This is a genomic window from Haloferax marisrubri, from assembly GCF_001469875.2.
In the GTDB taxonomy this organism is placed as follows: Archaea; Halobacteriota; Halobacteria; order Halobacteriales; family Haloferacaceae; genus Haloferax; species Haloferax marisrubri.
Map to the genome: position 1 here is coordinate 593,924 of NZ_LOPW02000010.1, position 25,713 is coordinate 619,636.

Genomic DNA, 25,713 nt, shown 5'->3' on the forward strand with positions numbered 1-25,713 from the left:
GCGATTCGGCTCCCGTCTCCCCATCTCGCCCCGATTTCCGCCTGCAAAACAATCATGAGGGAGATAGCAATCCACATTAACCCCGAATACAAACGTCGGGTCATGAGCCAATCGTACGTGATCGTCGGCGACGGTATCGCCGGGGCCTCAGCGGCTGAGACACTCCGCGAAGAGGAACCCGACGCCGACATCACCATCATCACGGACGAGGGCGAACCGCTGTACAACCGCATTCTCATCAAGGAATTCGCCAAGGGCAAACTGCCCGAGGCCCCCATCTCCATCCACGACGAGTCGTGGTACGACGACCGCGACGTTGACCTCGAACTCAACACGCTCGTCACGGACATCGACCCCGAGGGCCACACCGTCACCGCCCACGACGGCACCGAGTACGACTACGACAAACTCCTCCTCGCCATCGGCGGCACGCCGACCCAACTCCCCGTCGAGAACTCCGACGCCGAGGGTATCCACCACTTCTGGACGTTCCAGGACGCCCGCGACATCAAAGAGCACATCGAGGGCGCGGACAACTCCGTCGTCATCGGCGCGGGCCTGCTCGGCATCGACCTCGCGGCCATCACGGCCGCCCAAGAAGTTGAGGGCAAGTACCTCATGCGCGGCAAGGCGTGGTGGCGCTACGCGCTCTCCGAGGAAGGCGCGGAAATCATCCACGAGGCGCTCCGCGAGCGCAACGTCGAACCCGTCTTCGACTCCGGCGTCGACCACTTCGAGGTCGACGACGACGACCGCGTCACGACCGCCGTCGACCCCAACGGCGACCGCTACGACGCCGACTTCGTCGGCATCGCCATCGGCCTGAACTTCAACACGGAGATTCTCGGTGGCACCGACATCGAGTACGACAACGGCATCTACACGGACGAGTTCATGCGGACGAACCACGAGGACATCTTCGCGGCCGGTGACATCACCGAGTTCCACGACCTCATCCTCGGCGACCGCGCCCAGAACGGCGCGTGGGGCTCCGCCAAAGAGCAGGGCACCATCGCGGCCAAGAACATGGTCGACTACGGCTCCGAGGAGTTCCGCTGGGTCTCGTCGTACTCCATCACCCACTTCGACTTCCCGTTCCTCTCGTTCGGCCACCCGACGCTCGGCGACGACCACGTCGAGGCCAAGTACTCCGACACCGAGTGGCGGCGTCTCGCCATCAAGGACGGCAAAATCGTCGGCGGCGTCCTCATCGGCGACCTCTCGCCGCAGACGAAGTACAAGAAGCTCATGCGCGAACAGGTCGACGTGAGCGGTCAGAAGGAAGTCCTCGTCAAGCAGGACTTCCAGCTCGACGACCTCGAAGGCGCGGCGGCAGAGCAGTAACTCGGGACCCGTTCCCGCTGTTTTCACCCGGTCAGCCGCGTCTGCGCGTGTCCCGCCGAAAGTCGGCTCGCGCGCCGCGCCGCCCCCGGTTCGCGGTTCGCTCGCTCTCGTTTTGGCTCTCTTTCGTCCGGTGCACTCGACGTCCTCCAGTCAGCCTACTCTCTCGTCGTTCCACGCCCCGACGGCCAAACATTTATCTCTATTCGTGGTGTGTGTTACCACATGTCATCTAAAGACGGACAGCCGCCGTCTTCGCCGGACGCCGTCACGCCACCGACCGTCGCTCCCGTCACCGACGTACCGCCGGGCGCTCGCGTCCATCACTTCGACGAGTTGAGCGAGCGGACCCAACACGCGCTCGCGACCGCTAGCCCCGCCGGCACGCTCGATATCGATACGACCACCTCGCGGCTCTCGCGGGGCGACATCGTGGTGTTCACCGACTACGTTCGCGTTCAGTAACGCCGTTCCACGTTCGTTCTCCACCGCTCGCGTTCTCAGCCGTCTCGGCCGCACCCGAGCCGCCGGTCTCTCGCTCGCGGACGGCCGGGACCGAAGTCGTTTTCCACGCGTCGCCGCCTATCGCCGGGTATGGCAACAGGTGGCGGCCAAGGAACGATGACGCTCGCGTTCGAACTCTCCGCGCTCAAGCAGCTCGGCGACCCGAACGCGGCGTTTTCGGACGCCCGAACGTGGACGAAGTACATCGGCGTGGTGAGCGAGAAGCCGACCTACGTCGTGACGAACTTCACCCGGAAAGAGCGCATCCGGCAGGACTTCTTCTCCGGACCGCGCGGCGTCAAGGAGAGCCTCGAAAACGTGATGCGCCAGTTCGACACCGACCGGCACGTCTTCGTCGGCACGTCCGACGAGGACCGCGCGGTGGCCGAGGAGACCGGCTGGGAGTACCTCCCCGTCGAGGACGCCGCCGAGGCCGCCGAATGGGTGCTCGCCGGCGACGACGACGCCCCCGCCGACCCCTTCGAGGACGAGGGGCGCGACGACTGGCCTTAGTCGGAGCACAGCGGGGCGTTCGCCCGCGATTCTGTTCCCCTATCGAAAGCACTAATCAGCAACGGCACTTTTTATCCTTCGATGAGTCACCAGTTGCCTGACGTACAGGCCTCCCAGCCGGACGTGACTGTCGGGCTGAGCCAGGTCGGCGTCACAGGCGTCGAGAAGCTCGTCAAGATCGCCCGCGACGGGAAGCGACCCCTCGTCTTGATGGCTGAGTTCGAGGTCTTCGTCGACCTCCCCGGCGGCCGCAAGGGCATCGACATGAGCCGAAATATGCAGGTCATCGACGAGGTCCTCGAAGCCGCCGTCTCCGAGCCGGCCTACCGCGTCGAGGACATGTGTGGCGACGCCGCCGAGCGCCTCCTCGCGAAACACGAGTACACGACGACCGCCGAGGTCAGCATGACCGCCGAACTCGTCGTCCGCGAGGACACCCCCGCCAGCGGACTCTCCACCCAGAGCACCGCACAGATTATCGCCAGCGCCACCGCGACCGACGAGGGAACCCGCGAGGAAATCGGCGCGGAAGTGGTCGGCATGACCGTCTGCCCCTGCTCGCAGGGCATGTCCGCCTCCCGAGCCCGCGACGTGTTACAGGACCTCTCCGTGGACGACGACACCATCGAGGAGTTCCTCGACAAGGTCCCACAGCCGGGTCACTCCCAGCGCGGCCACGCCACGCTCACCGTCGAGACGGAGGGCTCGCCGGAGGTCGACCTCATGGACCTCATCGACATCGCCCGCGACTCGATGTCGGCGCGCATCTACAACCTCGCGAAGCGCCCCGACGAGGACCACATGACCTACCACGCCCACGCGAACGCGAAGTTCGTCGAGGACTGCGTCCGCTCGATGGCCGAGATGTCCATCGAGGCGCTCGACCACCTCGGCGACGACGCGGTGGTCCACATGAAACAGTCGAACGACGAGTCGATTCACCAGCACAACGCGCACGCCGAGCGCGAGGTGACGCTGGGACAGCTCCGCGACGAACTCGACGCCTGAACGGGACCGCAACCCGGACCCGACCGTTTTCTCTTTCCGAGTCGCCTACAGCGGGAGCGGTGCCGCTTCCTCCCAGCGCGGGTCGAACGTCTCTCGCAGGTTCGCCGCGAACTCGGGGTCTTTCAGGTCTATCATGGCGAACGCCTGTCCGGGGTTGAGGGGGTTCGGCACCTCGATGCAGACCTCCACGTCGTCGATGAGGTTGAACACGCCCGTGACGTTCTCCGCGGTCCGCACGTGGAAGTTCTCCGCGCTCGACAGCCGGTCCATGTAGCTCTGGCCGACGCTCTCGGGGAGGCTGTCGACGAGGCCGGGCGACATGAGCATCGAAACCTCGACTCCGCGGTCGAGGGCGGCCTCCAGTTCGTCGACGACGAGGTCGCCGACGGCGTCGAGGTCGAACTGCGGCGAGGGCGTCCCGGCGACCATCACGAGCGAGTCGTCGGCCGCCGCGAGTCGCTCGACGAGCAGGTCGATGGTCTCGTCCGCGCCGACCGCGGCCGTCCAGAACTGGTCGTGGACCGGCTCCGCGGCGTCGAGTTCGTCGGTCAGTTCGGCGACGACGTTTTCGTACTGCTCGGCCTTCTCGGCCAGCTCTTGGCGCTTCGATTCGAGCAGGCGGTCGAGCGCCGTGTCGGGCTCGACGGCGACGTACTTCTTCGGCCGGCTGGCCGCCTGACTCCGGATGAGGTGGTACTGTTCGAGGCTGTTCAGCACGTCGTAAACGCGGCCCATGGGCACGTCGCTGGCGCGCGATAACTCCTTGGCCGTCGTCGCCCCCGTTCGCAGGAGCGCGCGGTAGGCCCGGGCTTCGTACTCGGATAACCCGAGGTCTCGCAGACTGGTCATGCACCGTCCGTCACGTTTCTCCTTGATAAACAAACCGGATGTTTACACCCGCCTTCGGTTGCCGACGGTCGCGGTCAGGCGTCGGGCGTGACTGAGGAGACCGCCTGCATCAACTCCTCGGGAGTGGTTGCTTCCACCTTCGTCTCGCCGGCGCTGACGCGCGCGGTCCCGTCGGCGAGGTCGTCGGCGTCGGCGTCGGGAACCACGAGCGCCTCGTGGTCCGCGACGCGAAGCGCCGCCCGGTGGAGGTCGGAGCCGACGCCGTCGTTGAGTTCGACGAGAAGCGGGTCGCGGAGCAGGCGCGCCGCCGCGGTCCCGTAGGCGGCGACCTGCACGCCGATGCGGTCCCACGCGCCAGCGAACGCGGCGATGGTCTCCTGTGCCACCTCGCGGTAGCGCTCGTCGCCCGTGAGCGCCGCGAGGTCGAGCAGCGCGTTCGCCATCTCCACGTTCCCGTCGAGCGGGCGGAGCGGCGACGACAGGAGCGCCTCGCCGCTCGCGGGGCCGTCGAGGAACGAGCCCTCGTCGAACAGTTCGTCGATGGCGGCGTCGGCGGCGTCGGCGGCGAAGTCTAGAAGCGGGTCGCCCGCCACCGATTCGTCGCCCAGTACCTGCCGGGCGCGGCAGGCGGCGGCGACCACGCGCGCCTGGTCTTCGAGCAGGAGCGTCTCGCCCGCGTCGCCGCCGGACCGGAAGTGAGTCACGACGCCGTCGTCCACGAGGTCCTCGGCGACGCGAGCGAGCGCGCGAGAGCCGAACTCGCGGGCCCGCTCGTCGTCGGTGAGCCCCGCCAGCACCAACAGCGCGTCCGCGGCGAGGGCGTTGCCGCCGGCGTACACCGTGAGGTCGGTCCGCGGGCCGGGGGCGTTGTCGCGGCCCTCCTTGCCCAGGAGGTAGTAGTCCGTCCCCGCGGCGGGACCCATGCTCCCCGCGAAGCCGGTTCCCGTCCACAGCGAGTCGACGAGGAACTCGGCGGTTCCCGCGGCCGGGTCGAGGTAGGCGTCCTCGCCGGTGTAGCGGTAGCCGTTGGCGAACGCCCGCAGGAGCGCGGCGTTCGATTCGAGCGTCTTCTCGCGGTTCGGCTTCGACCACGCGGCGTCGTCGGCGTAGCGGAAGAAGCCGCCCTCGACGGGGTCGTACAGGCCGTCGCGAATCGCGTCGAGCGACCGGAGCGCCCGGCTTCGGTCGCGCTTCAGCGCGAACTCGACGGTCCGCGGGAGCGGGAACTTCGCGGCGTCGCCCCAGCCGCCGTGAGCCTCGTCGAAGGTGACTTCCAACTGGCCGGCGAGGTGCGACTCGATTCGGGGGGAAACCTCGCCAGCGGGAGGGAGGTCGCCTCTGAGCGCCCGCGGGAGACGGCCGGCGTCAGCGCCCTTCTTCTCCCACACTTCGCGCACGCGGTCGATGACCTGCCGCATGCCGTCGGGGCCGATGAACGTCGCGCCCGTGATGGGGTGGCCGTCGGGCGCGAGGAAGACGGTCGAGGGGAAGCCGCCCATGTTGTACCGCTCGCGGATACGCGGTTGGCGGTCCACGTTCACCCGAATCGGAACGAAGCCGTCGTTGAGGTTCGCCGCGATTCGCGGCTCCGCGTACGTCTCGGCGTCCATCTCGTGACAGTCCTCGCACCACGTCGCCGACAGCGACAGCAGAATCGGCTTGTCCGCCGCTCGCGCCTCGGCGAACGCGTCGGGACCCCACTCTCGCCATTCGACGCGCGTCTCGTCGGTCATGTCCACCCATCCGCGGTGGACGCGGGTAAGCGCTTCGAGCCCTCGTGGCACGACCGGTCGCCGTCGGCGGGTCGCGCGAGTTCCTCGACGGCCGTCGCGGACGGATTCGGGAGCCCGGCGCGCCGCGGGCGGGACAAAAGGGCTATGGGCCGCGACCCGGTAGTGTCGCCCATGCGAACGCGCACGCTGATGGCGCTCTTGCTCCTCATCCCCCTCTCCGACGCGTTGCTACTCGTGGTCGTCGCGCAGTACATCAACCTCGTGCCGACCGTCGCGCTCGTCGTCCTGACCGGGCTCGTCGGGATGCTCATCGTCCGCGCCGAGGGGCGACACACCCTCAGAAGCCTCCAGTCGAAGTTCGCCGGGGGCGACCTCCCGACGAACGAGGTCATGGACGGCGGCCTGCTCATCGCCGCGGGCGCGTTCCTCCTCACGCCGGGGCTCGTCACCGACACCATCGGCTTCCTGCTCGCCATCCCGGTGACTCGGTACCCCATCCGCGAGGTGCTCAAGCGCTTCGTCGTCAAGCCGTACCTCGACAAGCGCGCCGACGGCTTCGTCACCGGCAACGTCTGGACGACCGGCTTCCCGCAGGGCGACTTCGGTCCCGGCGGCCCCGGTGGACCCGGTGGCTCGCCCGGCCCGAGCGGTGGAAGCGGTTCGGGCGGAAGCGGCGGGAGCGGTAGTAGTAGCGGCGGTGACGGCGTCTACGACGCCGACCCCGACTCCTACCGGTTCGACGGCAAAGACTCCGAGTAACGCGTCGGTTCTCTTCTCGTATCGGTTCTCGTCGGCGGTTGCACGTGCGTAGCCGCCCGATTCGCTCGCGGTTCGAGTCCCGCAATCGACCGACGGCGACGACATTCACTAACACGCACCAACGCGCCTCCGAAAAGAAAGTCTTAAAATCAACAGCGCACAACGAGTGAATGCGCTTACCTGGGCCAATAGCTCAGTCAGGTTGAGCGCTCGGCTGATAACCGGGAGGCCCGCGGTTCAAATCCGCGTTGGCCCATCCAAAATTTACTCGGCACCTTGCCGAAGTAAATTGGGCTTCATGGCTCCCCAGCCACCCAGATTCTGACGATAACCAAAATCGAGAGAGGGTTCTCTCGCGTCAACTCAACAAGTATCCTACCGCACCCCCACTACGTACAGCGATTAGTTTAGCCGGGGGTGAGTTCGCGTGGCGGTGAGACTCGCCAAGGCCGCTCAGAAAAAGCGGTGTCTCTACTGCGACTCTCACGTCACTCACGACTTCCGCCGCGTCTACGGAGATAGTGACGACCGCGCGCACCGCTGTCGCGAGTGCGACACGCTGGTTCGCCTGCAGCGCGGCTCCGCGGGCGGGCTCGACGTTCCCATCCCCGACCCGCAAGAAGCGCCCGGTCGCCACGGCGGTAATCCCGAGCGGTGGTCCTGATGGGGATCGCTCCATCGAAGCGCGCGGGCAATACAGTCGAAGCCACGCTTCTCCAGCGCCACCCCGACTTTCGGTACGTCTCCGACGAGACTGCCGAGCACCACGACGCCGTTACCGTCTCACTCGTCGCTCCGAGTCGACAGCTGCCGTTCGTCGGGATCTGTCTTCTCGAGACCGGGACCGTCGTGGAGATCAAGAGCGCGATGGTCGTCTACGGCGAGGATCAGCGCCGCGGTCGGTTCCTGATTCGACAGAGCCAGCACGACCATCTCCTCGAGGAAGCTGGCGTCTATCTCTTCGCCGTCTGCGCGCCGACTCCCGCGCGCGACATCATCGCCGCGAAGATCGTCCCCGCGACCCTCGTTGACGAGTTCGATTTCTCGTGGATCGACCGGGACGCGCGCTCAAGCTACGCGCAGTTCGCCTGGTCGCGCGTGTTCTCGCCCGACGAGGTGGAACGATGACCCGCCTGCGTGGGACGTACTTCGCACGATTGACCAACGGGGTTGCGACACCGCCGCGGTCCGCGTCCGTCTTCGCTGTCGTGCGCGATGCACCCGAATGGGTCGAAGAGATCACCGATCGGAACCTGCCGGTCCTCGCGCCGCCGAAGCGACTCGAGACAGCTCGTAACCGAGTCGAATCGACCGCCGAGGATGATCGGGTAGACGATCCCGCGCTTGTCGCGTGGAACTCGGTCAACTTCGAAGCGCAGTATCGTCGCCACCTTTCGCGTGGCGGCGCTCGTGAGGTTCTCACCACGTTAGTCGAGACAGTCGAACATCGGCCCGTCTGGGTCGTCTCGTGGCGCTCTCGTGCCGACGTGGACCATCGCTCCGTTCTCCTCGAAGAACTCCGTGAGCGGGCGGAGATTGGTCCCTGCGAGCCCGGTGATCATCGATGGTCGCGCGGCCCGGTCCCGACGACTATCGTTTGCGGTCGCTGCGGGTACGACTCGACGAGCCTCGCGACCGGGCAACTGGCGCAGGATGTGGAGATTCCCGCGCGACTTTCCGGTGGTGCTCGACGGTGAGCGACGAGAGTTCCGGGGAGATCGTCGCGGAGTTCTCTGTCCTAGAGGACGCGGCCGCGGTCACGGCTGATGATGAGGATTCGGTTTCGTCTTCAGTTGACAACGGCTACGAGCCCGGATCGACGGTCGAAGATGAAGCGGACGACACCAGTTTCGAACTTCCGGAGTACGTCGCCGCCTGCCGGTACTGCCAGGGGACTTTCGAGACCAAGGAAGCCGCGCTCGAACACGAATGGAACTGCGACCTGGAGCCGACCGGCGAGTGTCGCTTCTGTGGTGGCACCCATATCCGGAAAGACGTTCGTGAGGACCACTTCTACGCCTGTTCAGAAGCACAGGAACACGGGCGGAAACTGAAGCGTGGGGCTCGCGCGCGGACGATGCGCGGGCAGGACACCACGCAGGGAGTCTCGGCTCTCCGGAAGTACCTCCTGCCCCAAGAACACGAGTTCTCCGCGTACCTGAAGTGGGATGACGCTCTCTCCGCGTACTTCGGTCTCGTCTCGCTCTACAAGATGCACGATTTCGAAGAGTACGGTCGGCTTCGGACTGGTTTCGACTACGACGGAGACGAGTGGAACATCGAGTTCGGCTACGCGGATAACCCCGGTCTCGCTGTTCCTGACGACGACGCCGATCTCGGTCGGTACGACTGGCGGCTCGAGGACGTGCCGGAGTTCACGATCCACATCTACCCCGGCGCGTACCAGAGCTTCGGTGAAGCGAAGGCCGACAACCGGAAGCGCGCGTACTTCCGGGTCCGACCGCGGTGGCCGGGTGTCGAATCGAAGAGCGGCCAGACTATCCCGAACCCGCACGGCATTCTCGGTGTTGACGTGGAGACTCGAGGGAGCTATTTCGAGTTCACCGACTACCCGACGCTTCTCTACCAGGCGCTCGGTGAACTTCGCGAGCGGCAGACCGAATTCGGCTGGAGTTCGTTTACTGAAATCCGTCCAGAGACCTGCAGCCCGGAGAATATCCACAAGTCCTCGAACATCACCGACGCCGAGCTATATGTGCGCGGCAAGAAGGGGGAGACGGGCGGCGTCTTCGCAATCGACGGGACACTTCATCGGCTGTCGATGATTCTCGGCCGCGAGCGGCGCGGCTACGCGAAGAGCGTCCGTGACGACCGGAAGTGCCGCGGGTACTACCACACCGCGACGATCTGCGCGATGCGCGCCGCTGAAGTCGTCGGTGGTCACGAGCTACCGAAAGAGTTCAAACACTACCACGTCCGGAACCCCGACGCTGTCGAAGGGACCGTCCTCGAGAACCCGAAGATCGGGGTCTCCTATCAGAACTCGCTGTACGACGACACGCTTCGATTCAACGACGTGGATCGACTCTACCGCGAACTTGATGAAGCGCTCCTGAACGTCCTGAACTGGTCGGATCTCCCGACGACGCCGGACCACCAGAAGTACGTCGCGGACGACTACTTCGAAGCTGACGGTGAAGCGCGGATGGTCAAGGTCATCGAGAACCAGCTTCCCCGAATCGCTCAACAACAGGACGACGAGATTCGGAAGTTCGCGGTCGCGGGGAATATGAACGAGACCGACGTGGCGCTCGTTGACGAGCTGGTGACCGACGGCGGGAACGTCTCGCCTGCCGATCTTGCGGATCGGATCGGGAAGGACATCAGCACGGTCTACAGCGCGCTGAAGCGACTCGGTGAGCTGGTGATCCACGAGTACGGTCACGTCGAACTGGCTTCGAAGCACATCGCCAACGGGATCGTCGAACACATCGAGTCGGCCAAGCGCACCGTCGAATGTACTCTCGAGGAGGCCGCGGCCGACATCATCCGCGCGGACACCTACGGTGAGAGCGACGATCCGTGGTCTCATTGGCTCCGCCATTGGGTCCGCAACCGGAAGGACGGCGAGTACCGCGAGCGCCTCGAGCTGGCTCCGCAGAAGTCGCGCTCGGAGATCCGGCGGCTCATCCGGTCGGGCGTCAACGCCTGGTCGCGGGTGACCGGTGATCCGCAGGTGGAGTTCGCCCGCGAGTTCGAGATCGAGGCGACCGCGCTCGATACGTCGAAGCGGGTCGTCTTCCAGCTCCACGAACTGAAGAGTCTCTTCGGTTCGAACGTGGTCAAACTCGCCAGATAGCGCACGACTGCTGAGTGGCGACACTATCCTTCTGGTGAGAAAGCGGCTTCTTTTGCAGCGTTTTCAGGGGTGTAGCGGGCGAATTTTCTCGTATATCGATTCGACCGGATAGCGACCGCGACCGCGGGCACTCCGAATTCGGGGGTGTCCCCGAATTCTCCGTTAGATGTGTGGCTAAAGAGCCACACCTACAGATTACTTCAGCCACCTTCGGTGGCTTCAGATGAAACAGATGAAATGGGGGTCGCCGCGCCTACTCGGCGCGGCTTGCCTGCGCAAAATTTTCTCACCTAAACTGGTTTTAGCAGTCTCATTTGGCACTCCTGAATCGTTCTTTAAGTGACACGTGGATATTACTGAACATATGAAAGATTAGAAAAATGATAAAAATTAGAATAGATGTCCAAATTAGATCGAATATACACGTTACATATGAACAAAATATACAAAATATAGAGCGTTGGTTTACCTATCTTATAGTTGATCAGCTAGATGTAGTCACCAATGTGGTTGAGGTGATGCAGCACATATCTTAGAATGCATATCCCGGACATCTGTCCATTCAATCTAATTCGCTTGACCCACAGCTGCTCTTTCAGCTCCTCGAGCACCCCAACACCCGAAATCGACTCACCACCAGGGACGACCACCACCGGAACCCCGCCAAACCGAACCATATAGTAAGTAATTATACGCCGCCAGGGGGGGTGTGTGGTGGTGGCAGTTTCTCGAAGTGTACGCTGTCTAGCAATTTTACGTTCGACACCGACCACGGCCTGTATTCGTAATGGGTGACTTAGGAGATAGAACTAAGTAGGGTTGGGTGGCCGGTGAGGTGTCAGCAATGGTATTCCGAAAGCTCCGAAACCACGACGGCACCCCGCTTGTTGCACTCGACCGCGACGATCTCGTCCTCGACGGCGTCATCGTTGCCGATGAAGACGAACGTGAAGAACAGAGCATGCACGTCCAACGACTCGGCAAAGGCGTCTACGTCGTTCGGCCGGTGCCGGAGGACGGCCCGATCCAACCGCTTCACGAGACCGAGCTGCTGCAGGGGCTGGTAAAGTAGAGATCGCACCATGGGAAATGTGTAGCACTCGAAATCGCAGGTAGTGGCAGGATGAACGGGGAATGATTTTAGTCGTATTCTGCGAATTTGTAGATTCGAAAACAGATGGGCGATTCATCAAACAGTTGGTACCAGTCTACTGTCACCCCAATCTACCAGACAGTCACTCGCATTAGGTTTCCTCACGAGGAAGGGCATGCTACTGGTTTTTTCTATAATTCAGAGGAGAATACGTACTTAGTAACGAATAGACATGTTGTCGAGAGGGAGTCTGGTGAAGAGGAACTAGAATCGATACGGATATTCACCCGTTTGGCGGGCGACTTGGGGAATAGAGAGTTTCACGATATTTCTCTCATAGCTGGAAAAAATGAAGACTGGTACACACACCCGCAGAATAATGTTGACATTGCTGTAATACCTCTTGATTTTGATTTGGGCTCGATAAACCCAAGTATCGGAATAAGTGACGAACAATCTATTGAGACAGGGAGTCGGGCATTCAATTCCGATTCGATTCTGTCAGACAAGGACCGAGTCCGTGCAGGAGATAGAACGCAGATTGTGGGATATCCGGGACAATACATTGACCAGATGTATGATTTCCCGGTAACCCGAAATGCAATTGCATCAACTCAATACGGACTACCGTACAATGGATTGCCAGCTTTCTTAACGGACGCTCGGATGCACCCGGGTACAAGTGGAAGTCCCGTTTTAGCGGGACCGGTCACACTAATAATTCACGAGGGAGTGAATCTGTCTGGAGCTGCGTATAGACTACTTGGCGTCCATTCGGCGACTCTCCAGCAAGCAACTTCAGAAGGAGAAGGTAGGTGGTTAGATCTGAATACTGCGTGGTATGCAGAACTTATCGAGGAGATCATCCAACGGATTGAGTCAGGAGATTCTAGCTAAAAGGGGTTATAGGACACAACCCCCAGGGGTCAGGTGCGAATGTATACGTCGTCCTCGATGTATGCATTTTCAACGTCGGCAACTTCGAGGACGTGCATAGATTCGGGGTGATTCGACTAGGAGACTGGGACGGTCGCGATCACGGGTCACCGGAGTATAAAAAGAACCAATGTTCGTTCACTCGAGATTCACGTGAATCGTCCCCCGGTGCATACGATTGCTTATAACACAGAGAAGTAGCTTGAATTAGCTGCCTCTAATGAATCCGTAGCCAGTCATAACGAAGGCACCCAAGCCCAGACTATTCCCAAGCCCGATAAATGGGTAAGACACAGCTGTAATCATCACACCGACGAACACAATTCCAATACTTCCAGAAAGAAGTCCGTTCTTGACACCGGAAATTTCCCTTTTTAGACCTTCAACCTTCGTCGGTCGGTGGGTCGGATCTAACTCAATATCCTTCGACAACTCATTAATCACAGACCCATCCTTTGGAACGATTCCGGCGGAAACATATTCCACAAACTGACTGAACGAGTTGTTTAGCACCTGCTCTTGATCTCGAGCGGTCTCAAACCGGTCAATGTATTGTATGATCTCTTTTCGTAAATCGTAGGGAATCTTCTCTGCATGAGGTCTAGAAAGAAGTCCTGGAACTTCGATAGAATTCCTTGCCGAGACCAGGTGGTGTTCTATTTCCTCAACATCCAATGGGTCAGAGCGTCTGAATGAATCGAAGGCTTCCGCCAAATCATGACACGCAACAATCTCGTCATCAAGTTCTGAACCTAACAGGGCAAGTTGGAATCCGAGGCTCACTAATGCAAAAACCGATGCAAGAGAAAAGCTACCCATAGCGGCGAATAGAAACTGTCCTGTAATCTCTCCTTCAGAAGTGTAGCCAAATCGGGAAGCGAAGTAGATTATGATCCCCGTGGCAATTATAAGGCCGTATGCAAACCAATCTGCCCACTTTTTAAATTGCTTTCTCTGACGGTACCGTGTTACCGCTGATTCGTCCAGGTTGTATGACCTAATTAGACCATTAACGTAGTTTATTGATCGAAATGTTTCTTTCAATTGACCAGCTTGGTTTTCCCCGGGCATTCTATGACTTTTCCAAGTATTCCTCACCGTGTGATGTGATCCACCAGCCAGGACTGCGGCCAACGCGCTTGAAATCTACGAGACTTCGTTCTGCTAAATCATATAGCCGCTTTCGAGCACCTTCGTTCGAGAATTCGATAGAGTCTGCTACCTCGTTAGTGGTGAGAAACGGATCCTGAGACTGAATAAATATCTCTAGTATCTCAGAGTCAGATACTGTTTCTCGTCGTCCAGCCATGTTTCAATGTCTGTACTCAAGAGAATAAATTCCCCGGAGAGATGGTTGTTATTGACAAACCAGTCATCCATAACAAACCAGTTCTGTCGAAACAACTAATACAATGGTGTCCTTCAAAAGTTCTGACGGAAGCACCTTCACGAACCTATCGCTCTCCGATAGGTTCTGCAGAAGCGGACCTCGCTGGTAGGACAGCAGGCCCGCGCGGGCTTCCGTGACCAGACCACGAAAGCCATGTTCGACTCACTTCCGCGGGCTCTTGAACCCCGCGCACGAGCGCACGCACAGTCGCCAAAGAACCGTTTAGTTTCACTCGTAGAAACGCCCGATTCCGGGGGTACGTCCGGCCAATTCGTTCACTTTCACTTTCACTCCCCGTACGAGCGGGCGTATTATTACAAAACGGGTGGCCGCCCAACTGTGATGACGACTACGCAGGTCATTTGCGATGAGAACCGGACGGACCGATGGCAGTTCGTATGTCCGCGAGAACACCGAACGTGGGAAGCGGCGGAAGACCACTTCTGGTGCCAACGGTGCGCGTCCACTCAGGACGTTGACGGCCGGTTCCATCAACTCCGCGATAAGGTGAGTGGTGAGCGACTTTCTCGTGAGGAAGTCGTACTCCAGAGTAACTGTGACGACGACCTCGAGCAGCTGGAGGTGGCAGAATGAGCGACGATCTCGATCCGATCACGCCCGAGGCGGGACTGTCCTACTACCTCGATGCGAGACGGTACGATGTTCGTCCGACGACGCTCCAGAGCCACCGGGCGCGGCTGCAATCGTTCATCGACTGGCTCGATTCTCAGGGGATTCACAACATGAACGATGTGGACCTTCGGACGGTTCACGCGTACCAGGTCTACAAGCGCGAGGACAACGGTGAGAACGAACCCTGCAACGCGGTCACGATGCAGGGTCAGATCTCGACGCTTCGCCGGTTCCTCGATCACCTGAGCGATATCGATGCGGTTCCTGAATCGCTCTCCGAGCGGATTCGCCTGCCGAAGATCGAGCCGGGCGAGGACGTGGATGAGGAGTTCCTCGATTCCGGTCGGGCGAAGGCAATTCTCGAGTATATGAACCGCTTCGAGTACGCGACGCCCCACCACGTTGCTATCCTACTGTTCTGGCGTACGTCCGCGCGTCGTGGTGACCTCCACGCGCTCGATCTGAAGGATTTCGATAAGGACGAGAATGCGCTGTCGTTCGTCCACCGTCCGGAGACTGAGACTCGTCTGAAGAACGGGTACAAGGGCGAACGCGATGTTTCGATTCAGCCGGATGTCGCGCGCGTCATCGAGGATTACATCCGGGCGAATCGGCACTCGGTGCAGGATGACCACGGCCGTTTCCCGCTGTTTACTACGACGTTGGGACGGGCGTCTCTCGGGACGATCCAGCAATGGGCGTACAGATGGACGCGCCCGTGCGTGATCGGTGAGGGATGTCCGCACGACCGCGATCCTTCGACGTGCGAGAACACGGATATCTCGCAGGCGTCCGGCTGCCCCTCGAGCATGGGTCCGCACGCGATTCGGAAGGGTTCGATCACGGCGTTCCGTGATGCGGGGACGCCGCGCGAGGTTGTGAGCGAACGCGGCGATGTTTCTGAGGAGGTTCTGGAGAAGCACTACGACAAGGCGAACGCGCGTGACCGGATGCGTCGTCGTCGTGAGTTTATTCCGGAGGAGATCTGAGATGTTCGCTACCTCGTACACCGTAGCTAGCCCTCAGGAAAAAGTCCACTTTGGAGTACCCGCGTTGGCCCACTCCCGTTGGCAACGATCCGTTGCCGATGTGAGTTAGGGGCTCAAACTCCCCGGCCACCCAACTTCTGCGGATACTACCGACCGAAAGAACGCTCGGTCTGTCGTTCGTGTCGTCGGGACGAATCAGCGACGAAGCCTCGGCTCCCCCGAGCGATGCCTATTCAGATACGAAGAATAACTAATGTTTGACTCAACTATCCGATTATTCCGTACAAACCCACGTCTCTTTACACAGATTCGTCCTTATTTGCCAGCACACGGCTGGTCGAATGGACGAATACAGAGAAAGCTATATCACGCAATAGATTGTGGTACCGAATAACATGGAATACGAACTCACCTGTCTGCACGGGTGCGGCCACACCTCCACGGCCGACTCCCGCGAGAACGTCGGCGTTCTCGTGATGGAACACATGGACGACGAACACGACACGCCCGTCGACCCGCTCGAAGCGGGGGAACTCGCGTTGAAGCGCTTCGACGGCGCGTCGCTCCGGCAGGCGCGGCAGTAGCGAACACTCTGGATTCTGTCACGTCTTCCAATCCGAGTTTCTCTCGGAGACAACCGTCTCACGCGTCCGAGCGGCGGTGCTGTCTCCCGATTTTGTAGCCCGACGGCCGTCCGCCCCGAATAAATTTACTCAGTTCTGTATCCCAGTAGTATTAAATCCGTACACGCCATATGTGCTGGTGATGCCAACCATCGACGTCTCCGAACACCTGTACCGCCAGATTGAGTCTGCCGCCGACGGCGAGGACCTCGACGCGGCGATGTGGAAGATGGTCGGCCGGTACCAGCGCGGTAACACGCCCGGCGACTAACAGGATTCGGACCAACCCTCGACCCCGTGACTGCGCGTGCAGTCATCATCAACCCCGCTCGCCGCGACCCGCCCTGTTGGCGGCGAGTCCGTTTTCAGTTTTCCGAGTGACTACTCCCGAGCGTCGCCTCAGCCGAGGATGCCCGTCACGCCGAGGCTCTCTGCGACCAGCCACGCGACGAACAGCGCGTAGGCTCCGAGGAGGACGTACGCCTCGCCGCGCGTCAGCGCCATCTCGGTCCGGAGGACGGCGAAGAAGACGATCGACGCGCCCGTGAGGAAACTCATCATCGGCACGACTTCGTCGAAGGCGACGACCGTGCCGCCGGCGATGAGGATGCCGACGGGGAGGGCGACGAGGAGCGCGAAGACGTTGCTCCCGAAGACGTTTGCGAGGCTCATCGGCGCGTTGCCCTGCCGGGCGGCCGCGACGCTCACGAACGTGTCCGGCAGGCTCGTCCCGGCGGCGACGACCGTCAGCCCCCAGAGGAACGGCGACGTGCCGAAGGCGTCGCCGAGGCCGACCGCCGCGCGGACGAGCAGTTCGGCCCCGACGAGGATGACCGCGAGCGACCCCACGAGGGCGGCCCACTCGCGCCTCGGGTCCACGTCGTTGACGACGGCGGTGAGCCCGGCGCGGTGCTCCAGCGTGTCGTGGTACTGCATGAACAGATACAGGCCGTACAGCGCCAGAGGGATGAGCGCGAGCGCGGGGCTCACGAACCCGTCGAGGCTCGCGGTGTCGGCGGCGGGTCGGTAGATGACCGCCAGCGAGAACGTGAGCACGAGAACGGCGATGGAAAGCAGGTAGAACTGCGCTTCCTTGTAGACGAGGTCGCGGTTCGAGGCGAGCCGCTGGCCCTCGCCGACCAACGCCGACACGGCCGGGATGATGAGGATGTTGTAGACGGCGGAGCCGACGACCGCGCCGATACCGATTTCGAACGACTGGTAGCGGAGCGTGGCGATGACGATGCTCGATAGCTCGGGAAAGCTCGACCCGACGGCGGCGATGATGGCCCCCTGCACGATAGCGGGGAGGCCGTAGTACGCGCCCAACCGGTCCGAGGCCTGCACGAGCATGTCGCCTCCCTTCCACGCGAGGACCGCGCCGGCGACCGCGAACCCGACGAGAACCGGAACTGATGCCACGCCCGCATTTCGGCGGCCGGTGGGAAAAAACCGACCCGACCGGCTGACAGGTCCGACTCTGCGCGCTCAGAATCCCTCGCGCAGGTACAGGTCTCGCCCCGTGAACACCGAGGCGAGAGCGTCGGCCGCCTCCTCATCAGCGACTGAGAGGTGCTCGGTGCGGGCGAGCGCCTCGACGGCTCGCGCGCCGACGAGGAGTTGCGAGAGCGCTCCGATTTCGACAGTTGCGTCGGGGACGGCGTCGGGACCGGCGTCGTCGCCGACCGATTCGACGCTCGCCTCGCCGTCGGCGACGACGAGGCTGAACGGACCGTCGTTCCAGTCGCATCGGTCGTCTTCGACCGCGAGGACGAGGTCGCAGGCGGCGTCGGCGGGGAACGAGACGGCTTCGAGGGCGGCCCGAACGTCCACGATACGGACCATCGGGCCGGGCTTGAGTTCGACCGTCGCCGCCCGCGGGTCGGTCAGGTCGTCGATGAGCCGGGTCGATTCGTGTTCCGACGAGAGGACGACCTCGTCGACCTGCGAGTCGTGGTCTCGGAGGAACCTGAACAGCTGCGCGCGGGCCTCGGCGTCGGCGGCGACGAGTTCGTCCACGGACAGCGTCCGCGACTCCCAGTCGCCGGTCACGTCGTAGACGACGTAGCCTCGGAGGTCGCCGTCTCGCTCCCAGCCGTAGACGAACGGGTCGTCGTCCCACCCGCGGAACAGTCGATGGCGAATCCAGCCCTCGCTCCGGTCCACCGCGAGGTCTTCGGTCGCCGCGGCGGCGTGCACGGCCTTGACCCGGGCCCAGTCGTCGGCGTCGAGTCGGACGAACTCCCCGGCCGGGTCGGCGGCGACCGCACCGAGTTCGTCGGGCGGCACCGCCGTCTTCGCGTAGTTGTTCGCCGTCGCCCAGCCGAATCGGCGGTAGAAGGCGTACTCGAACGGCCAGAGCGCCGAGAGATACCTGTCGGTGTCGCGGAACTCCGCGAGGAGGTCGTCGAGCATCGCGGCGACGTGGCCCTGTCGGCGCGCCTCTGGAGGTGACGCGACCGCCGAGATACCGGGGAGCGGGTGCCACTCGCCGCGGACCCGGGCCGTGAAGTCGTAGAAGGCACACACCGTCCGCAGGTCGGCCGCGTCGAGGTCCCCGACGGGCGCGTCGGGCGGGGCGTCGTAGAACCCTCGCGGGTGGTAGCCCTCGGGGTCAGGGACTCGCTCGTCCGACCAGTCGGGGCCGTTCTCGGGGCGGAAGGCGTAGTTGAGGAACTCGCGGTACGTCTCGCGGTGCTCCTCGGGGAGGGGACGGAGGTGCATACCCGCGGTGCGTCGGGGGACGATATAGGTTTTCGGTGCCGCGGGCGCGCAGTCGAGCGATTCGGCGCGTCGAGACGGGGGTCAAAGGCCGCTTCCCGAACCGTGCGATTCACGTCGCCTCGGTCCCGAGCCCTGCACATGAGCGAGACGAAGCAGTCGTTTCTGTCGCGGGGGAACCTCCTCCTCGCGGCGGTCGTGACGCTCGGCATCGTCCTCCCGGGCGTGGCGCGCCGCCTCCTCGGTGAGGCCGGCTACAACGACCTCGGGATGGTCGTGTTCGTCGTCGGCTACGCGGGCATGGTGCTCGTCGTCTGGTACGGGTGGATTCGCCCGCTCGACATCACCGGCCCGGCCGAGTAGCGCGCCCCCGTCCGTCGGGCGTCACCCGCGCCGACAGCGGTGTTCACCGACTCCGAGGACCGCGTCGACCGCCCGGTTGCCCCAATATCGGGGGGTTCGACCGCCGGTTTCCAACGAGAATAACGGAACTTTGATAGTCGATTCGAACCGACCGAGAAAACAAGAATGCTTCCCCTTCAGCTCGTAGACACCTTCCTGCTCGACTACAACATCGGGCAGGCGCTGTTGCTCGTGTTCATCCTGTCGACGGTTGGAACGCTGCCGCTGAAGTCCCGGCACGTCCTCGGAATCAACACCACGGTGTTCGGGCTCATCTTCCTTCTGACCCCGGTGACGCTGGCTCAGCCCCACTACCTGTTCCTCGGGATCACGCTGCTCATCGTCGGCCCCATCGTCTACGTCTCGGGCCGTCGCTGAGGGGACGCCGACGGGCGGTTTCGCCCTCCCCACCACCGTTTTTCGCCGACAGTACGACGGACCGACCGACCGCAACCGACGGTCCGCGACTCGTTTTTCGCTCGCGCCGATTCCGAAGAACGCGACGTTTAAACGGCGAGAACCGCAACCCACGGGTATGTCTGAACCGAGCGTTCCCGGCGGCCGCGGGGCCGTCTTGGACCTCCCCTGCGGCGAGACGAAGCGCGTCCGGGAACTCGACTTGGGCAAACGGGAGTTCGACTGTCCGTGCGGCGACAGCCACGCCGTCGTCATGGACGTTCACCCGCCCGACCGCTTCCTCCCGGAGTTCCTCGTCGAAATCCTTCAGGAGACCATCGAGACCACGAGCGACGACATGCCCGAGTTCGGGACGGCCCACCTCATGGGCATCGTCCTCGAGGAGTTCCCCGAGGCCGTCGTCTCCGAAGACGTGTCCGAGGACGGCGAACTCGGCGCGGGTATCGTCTGGGTGACCGATTTCGATTCTCGAAGGCTCCACGAGATAATCGTCGAACTCGTCGTGGAACTGATGGAACACGCCGTCAGCCACGCCGACGACGACGACGTCGTCTCGGAGTTCGAGTCGAAGATGCTGCAGTTCGACGTGAGCGAGTTCGTCGACCAGTACCGCGCCCAGCGCGACCTCGACCCCGAACCGTACATGTAGCGCGCGGGCGGGGACCCTCGTTTTTCAATCGATTCGAAGCCGCCCGACCGTCGGGTCCAGCGTCGCCTTCGCGCCGAGCGGGAGCGGCACCGTCGGGTCGGCGTGGCCGAACTCCACGTCGAACACCGCCGTCGCGTCGGGGTTGTACGCGTCGAGGACCGACAGCACCTCCGCGCGGAGTTGCGCGCCGTAATCGGCCGGCGGCTCCCACTCCAGTCCGGGCGAGTACGTCCGCGGGCGACCGACCACGACCCCGTCGAACCGTTCTAACAGCCCGCGTTCGCCCATCGCCCGCAGGGTGTAGCGGACCTCGCGGGGCAGCGGCACGTCCTCCGAGGTTTCGAGCGCGAGCACCGCCCCGTCGAGTTCCTCGGGGTCGGGGAGGTAGCGACCGGTCTGGAGGTGCCACTTCAGGACGCTGAAATTGCCGCCCCAGAGCCGACCCGTCACGCGGTCGTCGCCCCGCCACGTCCGCCCCGGGTTGTCGTGCCACTCCCGCGGTTCTTCGGTGTCGAAGTCGAACCAGTCGTCGGTCCACTCCGGCGCGGGTTCGACGACGCCGAGAGAGCGCTCGAAGAACGCCCGCCGGAGGTATCGCTCGACGTACGGGTGGATTTCGGGGTCCACGGTGAGCGTCGGGTGGAGCGTCGCGCCGTAGCTCACGACGCCGTGGTTCCAGAGGAACAGCCGGAGGTTGTCGTTGTCGCTGAAGCCGAAGAAGCGCGTCGGTGACGCGGTCAGCCTGGTCGGGTCGAGATGCGGGAGCACCCGCAGTTGGTCGTCGCCGCCGGTGACGGCGATGACGCCGCGTATCGACGGGTCCTCGAAGGCCTCCATCACGTCCTCCGCGCGCGCCGCCGGGTTGTCCCGGAGCCACTCCCAATCGCGGCGGGCGGACTCGAAGACGACCGGGTCGAGCGAGAACACGTCGCGGAGTCGCGCGCACGCGCGGTCCAAGTGTGATTCGTCGATGGGGCGCGACGGCGCGACGACCGCGACTCGGCTCCCGGCGTCGAGCGGCGGCGGCGTCGTGAATACCGCGGGCATGCGTAGCCGGTACTCGGATACCCGTCAAAAGCCTTCCCCGGCCGCGACAGCGTCGTTCGGGGACCTTTTCGAAATTCGCAATCGAGTTTCGGACCTCGTAATTTTTCGCCGGACTTATTACGATGTGCGGATTGGATTCCGACGATGACTGACGAGGACACCTCGACCGGACCTCAGCAAGGCACAGAGGACCGGACGATTTTGCTCATCGGAAGCGGCCCAATCCAGATTGGACAGGCGGCGGAATTCGACTACTCCGGCGCGCAGGCCTGCCGCGCGCTCCGAGAGGAAGGCGCGCGAGTTGTCCTCGTCAACTCGAACCCCGCGACCATCATGACCGACCCCGAGATGGCCGACAAGGTCTACATCGAACCCATCACGACCGAGGCCATCTCCGAGATTATCGAACGCGAGCGCCCCGACGGCGTCATCGCCGGACTGGGCGGTCAGACCGGACTCAACGTCACGGCCGAACTCGCAGAGGAAGGCGTCCTCGAGGAGTTCGACGTGGACATCATGGGCACGCCGCTCGACACCATCTACGCGACGGAGGACCGCGACCTCTTCCGCCAGCGCATGGAGAAAATCGGCCAGCCCGTCCCGAAGTCGACGACCATCTCGCTGGAGGAAGGCGAGGCGGTCGAGAACATCACCGAGGAGGCCCTCGAAGAGCGCGTCGAAGACTCCGTCGACGCCGTCGGCGGCCTGCCGGTCATCTCGCGGACGACCTACACGCTCGGCGGCTCCGGCTCCGGCGTCGTCCACGAGATGGACGAACTCGTCTCCCGCGTCCGCAAGGGCCTCCGCCTCTCGCGCAACAGCGAGGTGCTCATCACGGAGTCCATCTCCGGGTGGGTCGAACTCGAATACGAGGTGATGCGCGACGCCGACGACTCGTGTATCATCATCTGCAACATGGAGAACATCGACCCGATGGGGATTCACACCGGCGAGTCCACCGTCGTCACGCCCTCGCAGGTCATCCCCGACGAGGGCCACCAGGAGATGCGCGACGCCGCGCTCCAGGTCATCCGCGAACTCGGTATTCAGGGCGGCTGTAACATCCAGTTCGCGTGGCACGACGACGGCACTCCCGGCGGCGAGTACCGCGTCGTCGAGGTGAACCCGCGCGTCTCGCGGTCCTCCGCGCTCGCCTCGAAGGCGACCGGTTACCCCATCGCCCGCGTCACGGCGAAGGTCGCCCTCGGCAAGCGCCTCCACGAGATTACCAACGAAATCACCGGCGAGACCACCGCCGCCTTCGAGCCCGCAATCGACTACGTGGTCACGAAGGTCCCGCGGTGGCCCAAGGACAAGTTCACCGACGTGGACTTCGAGCTCTCGACGGCCATGAAGTCCACCGGCGAGGCGATGTCCATCGGGCGCACCTTCGAGGAGTCGCTGTTGAAGGCGCTCCGCTCGTCCGAGTACGACCCCGCCGCCGACTGGGACGAGGTGTCCGACGAGGAACTCGAAGCCGAGTATCTCGAAAAACCGACCCCCGACCGCCCGTACGCCATCTTCGAGGCGTTCGAGCGCGGCTACACCACGGAGGACGTGGTCGAACTGACCGACATCCACGAGTGGTACGTCGAGCGCTTCGGCCGCGTCGTCGAAGCGGTCGAGGCCGCCTCCGATGGCGACTTCGCCGCCGCCGCCTCCGCCGGCCACACCAACGCCAGCATCGCCGCGGCGACCGGCACGAGCGTCGGCGAGGTCGAACAGAACGTCCCCGGCCGCACCTACAAGCAGGTCGACACCTGCGCCGGCGAGTTCGCCGCGCAGACGCCGTACTACTACTCCGCCCGCAAACCCGAGTTCTTCCGCGGGCCCTTCGAGGGCGACTCGGCGGGTAACGAACTCCGCGTCGACCGCGACATGGAGAGCGTCGTCGTCGTCGGCGGCGGTCCCATCCGCATCGGGCAGGGCGTCGAGTTCGACTACTGTTCGGTCCACGCGGTGCAGGCGCTCCGCGACATGGGCATCGACGCGCACGTCGTCAACAACAACCCCGAGACGGTGTCGACGGACTACGACACCTCCGACGGCCTGTTCTTCGAGCCCATCACGGCAGAAGAGGTCGCCGACGTCATCGAGGCCATCGACGCCGACGGCGTCATGCTCCAGTTCGGCGGGCAGACCTCGGTCAACATCGGTCACCCGCTCGAATCGGAACTCAAGCGCCGCGGCGTCGACTGCGAGATTCTCGGCACGACCATCGACGCGATGGACCTCGCCGAGGACCGCGACCGCTTCAACCGCCTGATGGACGACCTCGGCATCCTCCAGCCCGAAGGCGGCTCCGCGACCAGCGAGGAAGAGGCGCTCGACCTCGCCAACGACCTCGGCTACCCCGTGCTCGTTCGCCCGTCGTACGTCCTCGGCGGCCGCGCGATGGAAATCGTCCACTCCGACGCGGACCTCAAGGAGTACATCGAGGAGGCCGTTCGCGTCTCCCCCGACAAGCCCATCCTCATCGACGAGTTCCTCGCCGACGGCGTCGAACTCGACGTTGACGCCGTCTCCGACGGCGAGAACGTCCTCATCGGCGGCGTGATGGAACACGTCGAGGCCGCCGGCGTCCACTCCGGCGACTCCGCGTGTATGATTCCGCCGCGCTCGCTCGACGACGAGACGATGGCCCGCGTCCGCGAGGTCACGGAGGACATCGCCAGCGCCCTCGACACGGTCGGCCTGATGAACGTCCAACTCGCCGTCAAGCAGAACGAGGAGGGCTCGAACGACGTGTACGTCCTCGAAGCCAACCCGCGTTCCTCGCGCACCGTCCCGTTCGTCTCGAAGGCGACGGGCGTCCCAATCGCAAAGCTCGCGGCGAAAGTCATGGCCGGCAACTCGCTTGCCGACCTCGACGTGAGCGAGCAGATTCCCGAGCAGGTGTCGGTCAAGGAGGTCGTCCTCCCGTTCGACCGCCTGCCGGGTTCGGACCCGCGTCTCGGCCCGGAGATGAAGTCCACCGGCGAGGTCATGGGCACCGCGACCTCGTTCGGCAAGGCCTACGAGAAGGCCCAGTCGGCGGCTAACGACCCGATTCCGGCCGACGGCACCATCTACGTGGACCTCGCGGACCCCGAGTTCCCCGACGCCGACAGCGAGGCCGGACAGGAACTGCTCGACGCCTTCGGCGAGTACTACGAAGTGCTCACGCCCGGGGACATCGACGACTTCCTCACGATGCTCCGTGAGGATAACTTCGACTTCGTCGTCTCCCGCGACCGCGAGACGCTCATCGACTGCGTCGAAGAGGAGGTCAGCTACTTCTCGACGTACGCCTCCGCGAAGGCGGCCCTCGAAGCGCGCGGCGCGGCCGACGAGGACATCGACGTGCTCCCGGTCGGCGAGCGCCCGCGCGTCGTCGCCAACTGGGGCCAGTAAGGAACCAGTACGGCGCGCGACCCACTCGACTCACCGCCGACCCGATTCCTCGTTTTCCCGGTCGCCGACCGCCGCCGACCCGGACTTTTGACGCGTTCCCGAAGGTTATTGAGCCCCGCCCCCATGCGCGGGTATGGCACGCAATCGCGGTCGCGTCCTCCTCGCCGGTGCGACGGGTCGGACGGGCCGGCACGTCCTCGATGCGCTGGCCGAGACGCCCCTCGTCGTCAGGGCGCTGACCCGCGACGCCGACGCCGAACCGGACCTCAGAGCGCGCGGCGCGGACGAGGTCGTCGTCGGCGACCTCCTCGACCCCGACGACGCCCGCCGGGCGGTCCTCGACGCCGACGCCGTCGTCTCCGCGGTCGGCGTCTCGGCGGGACTCGAAACCATCCGCGGCGACCTCGTCGACGGCGCGGGCGTCGTCAACCTCGTGGACGCCGCGACCGCCTCCGGCGCACAGCGCTTCGTTCTCATGTCCTCCATCGGCGTCGGCGACTCGAAGGGCGGACTCCCGCTGTCGCTCCGCGCGATTCTCACCGCGGCGGGCGTCCTCTCGGCGAAGGAGCGAAGCGAGAATCGGCTCCGAGACGCGCCGCTCGACCACACGATTGTCAGGCCCGGCGCGCTCACCGACGCCCCCGCGACCGGCGACGTGGTCGTCGGCGAGGGCGGCGACTCCGTCTGTGGGAGCGTCCCCCGCGCCGACGTGGCGAACGTCCTCGCGCACTCCCTTTTCACCCGTCAGACGGAAAACCGGACGTTCGAAGTCGTCTCCCGGCCCGGCCTTCGCGGGCGGGCGGACAACGTGGTCGACATCGACTGGACGCCGCTCCCTCGCGCCGAGGCCTCGGGCGGCGAGGGCGAACGAGAACTCGCGGAGTAGCCGACCG

25 protein-coding genes and 1 tRNA gene are annotated in these 25,713 nt (G+C 63.6%); 19 read left to right on the forward strand and 7 right to left on the reverse strand.

What is annotated here, in order from left to right:
• Nucleotides 1-102 precede the first annotated feature (102 nt).
• The 4 genes from AUR65_RS10045 (at nt 103) to mptA (ending at nt 3,366) form a co-directional block, all read left to right on the forward strand.
• The gene (locus tag AUR65_RS10045) at nt 103-1,344 is read left to right on the forward strand and encodes an NAD(P)/FAD-dependent oxidoreductase (RefSeq protein ID WP_058566768.1); all 1,242 of its coding nucleotides are present in this window, start codon (nt 103-105) and stop codon (nt 1,342-1,344) included.
• Nucleotides 1,345-1,566: 222 nt separating this feature from the next.
• A complete protein-coding gene (locus AUR65_RS10050; protein WP_058566769.1) occupies nt 1,567-1,806 on the forward strand; it encodes a hypothetical protein in 240 nt (79 codons plus the stop codon).
• 156 nt (nt 1,807-1,962) lie between these two features.
• The gene (locus AUR65_RS10055) at nt 1,963-2,358 is read left to right on the forward strand and encodes a DUF7124 domain-containing protein (protein ID WP_004975410.1); all 396 of its coding nucleotides are present in this window, start codon (nt 1,963-1,965) and stop codon (nt 2,356-2,358) included.
• Nucleotides 2,359-2,439: 81 nt separating this feature from the next.
• Nucleotides 2,440-3,366, forward strand: coding sequence for a GTP cyclohydrolase MptA (mptA, locus tag AUR65_RS10060; protein WP_058566770.1), 927 nt, complete (start codon nt 2,440-2,442; stop codon nt 3,364-3,366).
• 45 nt (nt 3,367-3,411) lie between these two features.
• On the opposite strand, the gene AUR65_RS10065 is transcribed toward mptA, so the two are convergent.
• Both AUR65_RS10065 and AUR65_RS10070 read right to left on the reverse strand, forming a co-directional pair.
• Complete coding sequence (locus AUR65_RS10065; protein ID WP_058566771.1) at nt 3,412-4,215, reverse strand: TrmB family transcriptional regulator; 804 nt, start codon at nt 4,213-4,215, stop codon at nt 3,412-3,414.
• A 74-nt stretch (nt 4,216-4,289) separates the two neighbouring features.
• The gene (locus tag AUR65_RS10070) at nt 4,290-5,948 is read right to left on the reverse strand and encodes a DUF255 domain-containing protein (protein WP_058566772.1); all 1,659 of its coding nucleotides are present in this window, start codon (nt 5,946-5,948) and stop codon (nt 4,290-4,292) included.
• A 171-nt stretch (nt 5,949-6,119) separates the two neighbouring features.
• On the opposite strand from AUR65_RS10070, the gene AUR65_RS10075 reads away from it, so the two are divergent.
• From AUR65_RS10075 to AUR65_RS10090, 4 genes are all read left to right on the forward strand, one after another.
• Nucleotides 6,120-6,707, forward strand: a complete 588-nt coding sequence (locus AUR65_RS10075; protein ID WP_199180589.1) for an FxsA family protein — start codon at nt 6,120-6,122, stop codon at nt 6,705-6,707.
• A gap of 182 nt (nt 6,708-6,889) precedes the next feature.
• Nucleotides 6,890-6,963 (forward strand) — tRNA-Ile (locus AUR65_RS10080).
• 177 nt (nt 6,964-7,140) lie between these two features.
• Nucleotides 7,141-7,371, forward strand: a complete 231-nt coding sequence (locus tag AUR65_RS10085; RefSeq protein ID WP_103429258.1) for a DUF7563 family protein — start codon at nt 7,141-7,143, stop codon at nt 7,369-7,371.
• Nucleotides 7,371-7,835 carry a hypothetical protein gene (locus AUR65_RS10090; protein WP_058566775.1) on the forward strand — a complete coding sequence of 155 codons (465 nt, stop codon included), beginning with the start codon at nt 7,371-7,373 and terminating at the stop codon, nt 7,833-7,835. Before AUR65_RS10085 ends, AUR65_RS10090 begins: the two co-directional genes overlap by 1 nt.
• A 299-nt stretch (nt 7,836-8,134) precedes the next feature.
• On the opposite strand, the gene AUR65_RS20430 is transcribed toward AUR65_RS10090, so the two are convergent.
• Nucleotides 8,135-8,269 carry a hypothetical protein gene (locus tag AUR65_RS20430; protein ID WP_269844091.1) on the reverse strand — a complete coding sequence of 45 codons (135 nt, stop codon included), beginning with the start codon at nt 8,267-8,269 and terminating at the stop codon, nt 8,135-8,137.
• A gap of 131 nt (nt 8,270-8,400) precedes the next feature.
• Here AUR65_RS20430 and AUR65_RS10100 point away from each other — a divergent pair, with 131 nt between their 5' ends.
• The 3 genes from AUR65_RS10100 to AUR65_RS10115 all read left to right on the forward strand — a co-directional run bounded on the left by AUR65_RS10100 (nt 8,401) and on the right by AUR65_RS10115 (nt 12,517).
• The gene (locus AUR65_RS10100; RefSeq protein ID WP_058566776.1) at nt 8,401-10,527 is read left to right on the forward strand and encodes a DUF7845 domain-containing protein; all 2,127 of its coding nucleotides are present in this window, start codon (nt 8,401-8,403) and stop codon (nt 10,525-10,527) included.
• Between the two features lie 844 nt (nt 10,528-11,371).
• Nucleotides 11,372-11,599 (forward strand): hypothetical protein, encoded by a 228-nt coding sequence (locus AUR65_RS10110; protein ID WP_049967636.1) that lies wholly within the window; start codon nt 11,372-11,374, stop codon nt 11,597-11,599.
• Between the two features lie 105 nt (nt 11,600-11,704).
• Entirely contained in the window at nt 11,705-12,517 is an 813-nt protein-coding gene (locus AUR65_RS10115) for a S1 family peptidase (protein ID WP_084816426.1), read from the forward strand.
• Between the two features lie 246 nt (nt 12,518-12,763).
• Here AUR65_RS10115 and AUR65_RS19475 read toward each other — a convergent pair whose 3' ends face one another.
• On the reverse strand, nt 12,764-13,627 hold the full coding sequence (locus AUR65_RS19475) for a hypothetical protein (protein ID WP_146047400.1): 864 nt from the start codon (nt 13,625-13,627) through the stop codon (nt 12,764-12,766).
• A gap of 909 nt (nt 13,628-14,536) precedes the next feature.
• On the opposite strand from AUR65_RS19475, the gene AUR65_RS10125 reads away from it, so the two are divergent.
• The 3 genes from AUR65_RS10125 to AUR65_RS20435 all read left to right on the forward strand — a co-directional run bounded on the left by AUR65_RS10125 (nt 14,537) and on the right by AUR65_RS20435 (nt 16,462).
• Nucleotides 14,537-15,568: a tyrosine-type recombinase/integrase gene (locus AUR65_RS10125; protein WP_058566779.1), complete on the forward strand. Its 1,032-nt coding sequence runs from the start codon at nt 14,537-14,539 to the stop codon at nt 15,566-15,568.
• Nucleotides 15,569-15,963: 395 nt separating this feature from the next.
• Nucleotides 15,964-16,152 carry a hypothetical protein gene (locus AUR65_RS10130; protein WP_058566780.1) on the forward strand — a complete coding sequence of 63 codons (189 nt, stop codon included), beginning with the start codon at nt 15,964-15,966 and terminating at the stop codon, nt 16,150-16,152.
• 181 nt (nt 16,153-16,333) lie between these two features.
• Entirely contained in the window at nt 16,334-16,462 is a 129-nt protein-coding gene (locus AUR65_RS20435; RefSeq protein ID WP_004042243.1) for a hypothetical protein, read from the forward strand.
• A 128-nt stretch (nt 16,463-16,590) separates the two neighbouring features.
• On the opposite strand, the gene AUR65_RS10135 is transcribed toward AUR65_RS20435, so the two are convergent.
• Both AUR65_RS10135 and AUR65_RS10140 read right to left on the reverse strand, forming a co-directional pair.
• Complete coding sequence (locus AUR65_RS10135) at nt 16,591-17,613, reverse strand: sodium:calcium antiporter (RefSeq protein ID WP_058566781.1); 1,023 nt, start codon at nt 17,611-17,613, stop codon at nt 16,591-16,593.
• A 66-nt stretch (nt 17,614-17,679) separates the two neighbouring features.
• Nucleotides 17,680-18,915, reverse strand: coding sequence for a GNAT family N-acetyltransferase (locus AUR65_RS10140; protein WP_058566782.1), 1,236 nt, complete (start codon nt 18,913-18,915; stop codon nt 17,680-17,682).
• A gap of 138 nt (nt 18,916-19,053) precedes the next feature.
• On the opposite strand from AUR65_RS10140, the gene AUR65_RS10145 reads away from it, so the two are divergent.
• The 3 genes from AUR65_RS10145 (at nt 19,054) to AUR65_RS10155 (ending at nt 20,380) form a co-directional block, all read left to right on the forward strand.
• Entirely contained in the window at nt 19,054-19,275 is a 222-nt protein-coding gene (locus AUR65_RS10145; RefSeq protein WP_058566783.1) for a hypothetical protein, read from the forward strand.
• Nucleotides 19,276-19,440: 165 nt separating this feature from the next.
• A complete protein-coding gene (locus AUR65_RS10150; protein WP_058566784.1) occupies nt 19,441-19,692 on the forward strand; it encodes a hypothetical protein in 252 nt (83 codons plus the stop codon).
• A 157-nt stretch (nt 19,693-19,849) separates the two neighbouring features.
• Entirely contained in the window at nt 19,850-20,380 is a 531-nt protein-coding gene (locus tag AUR65_RS10155; protein WP_004969680.1) for a DUF5815 family protein, read from the forward strand.
• A 24-nt stretch (nt 20,381-20,404) separates the two neighbouring features.
• Here AUR65_RS10155 and AUR65_RS10160 read toward each other — a convergent pair whose 3' ends face one another.
• Complete coding sequence (locus AUR65_RS10160) at nt 20,405-21,427, reverse strand: S66 family peptidase (RefSeq protein WP_058566785.1); 1,023 nt, start codon at nt 21,425-21,427, stop codon at nt 20,405-20,407.
• A gap of 144 nt (nt 21,428-21,571) precedes the next feature.
• On the opposite strand from AUR65_RS10160, the gene carB reads away from it, so the two are divergent.
• Both carB and AUR65_RS10170 read left to right on the forward strand, forming a co-directional pair.
• A complete protein-coding gene (gene carB, locus AUR65_RS10165; RefSeq protein WP_058566786.1) occupies nt 21,572-24,820 on the forward strand; it encodes a carbamoyl-phosphate synthase large subunit in 3,249 nt (1,082 codons plus the stop codon).
• A gap of 133 nt (nt 24,821-24,953) precedes the next feature.
• Entirely contained in the window at nt 24,954-25,706 is a 753-nt protein-coding gene (locus AUR65_RS10170; RefSeq protein WP_058566787.1) for an SDR family oxidoreductase, read from the forward strand.
• Nucleotides 25,707-25,713 lie beyond the last annotated feature (7 nt).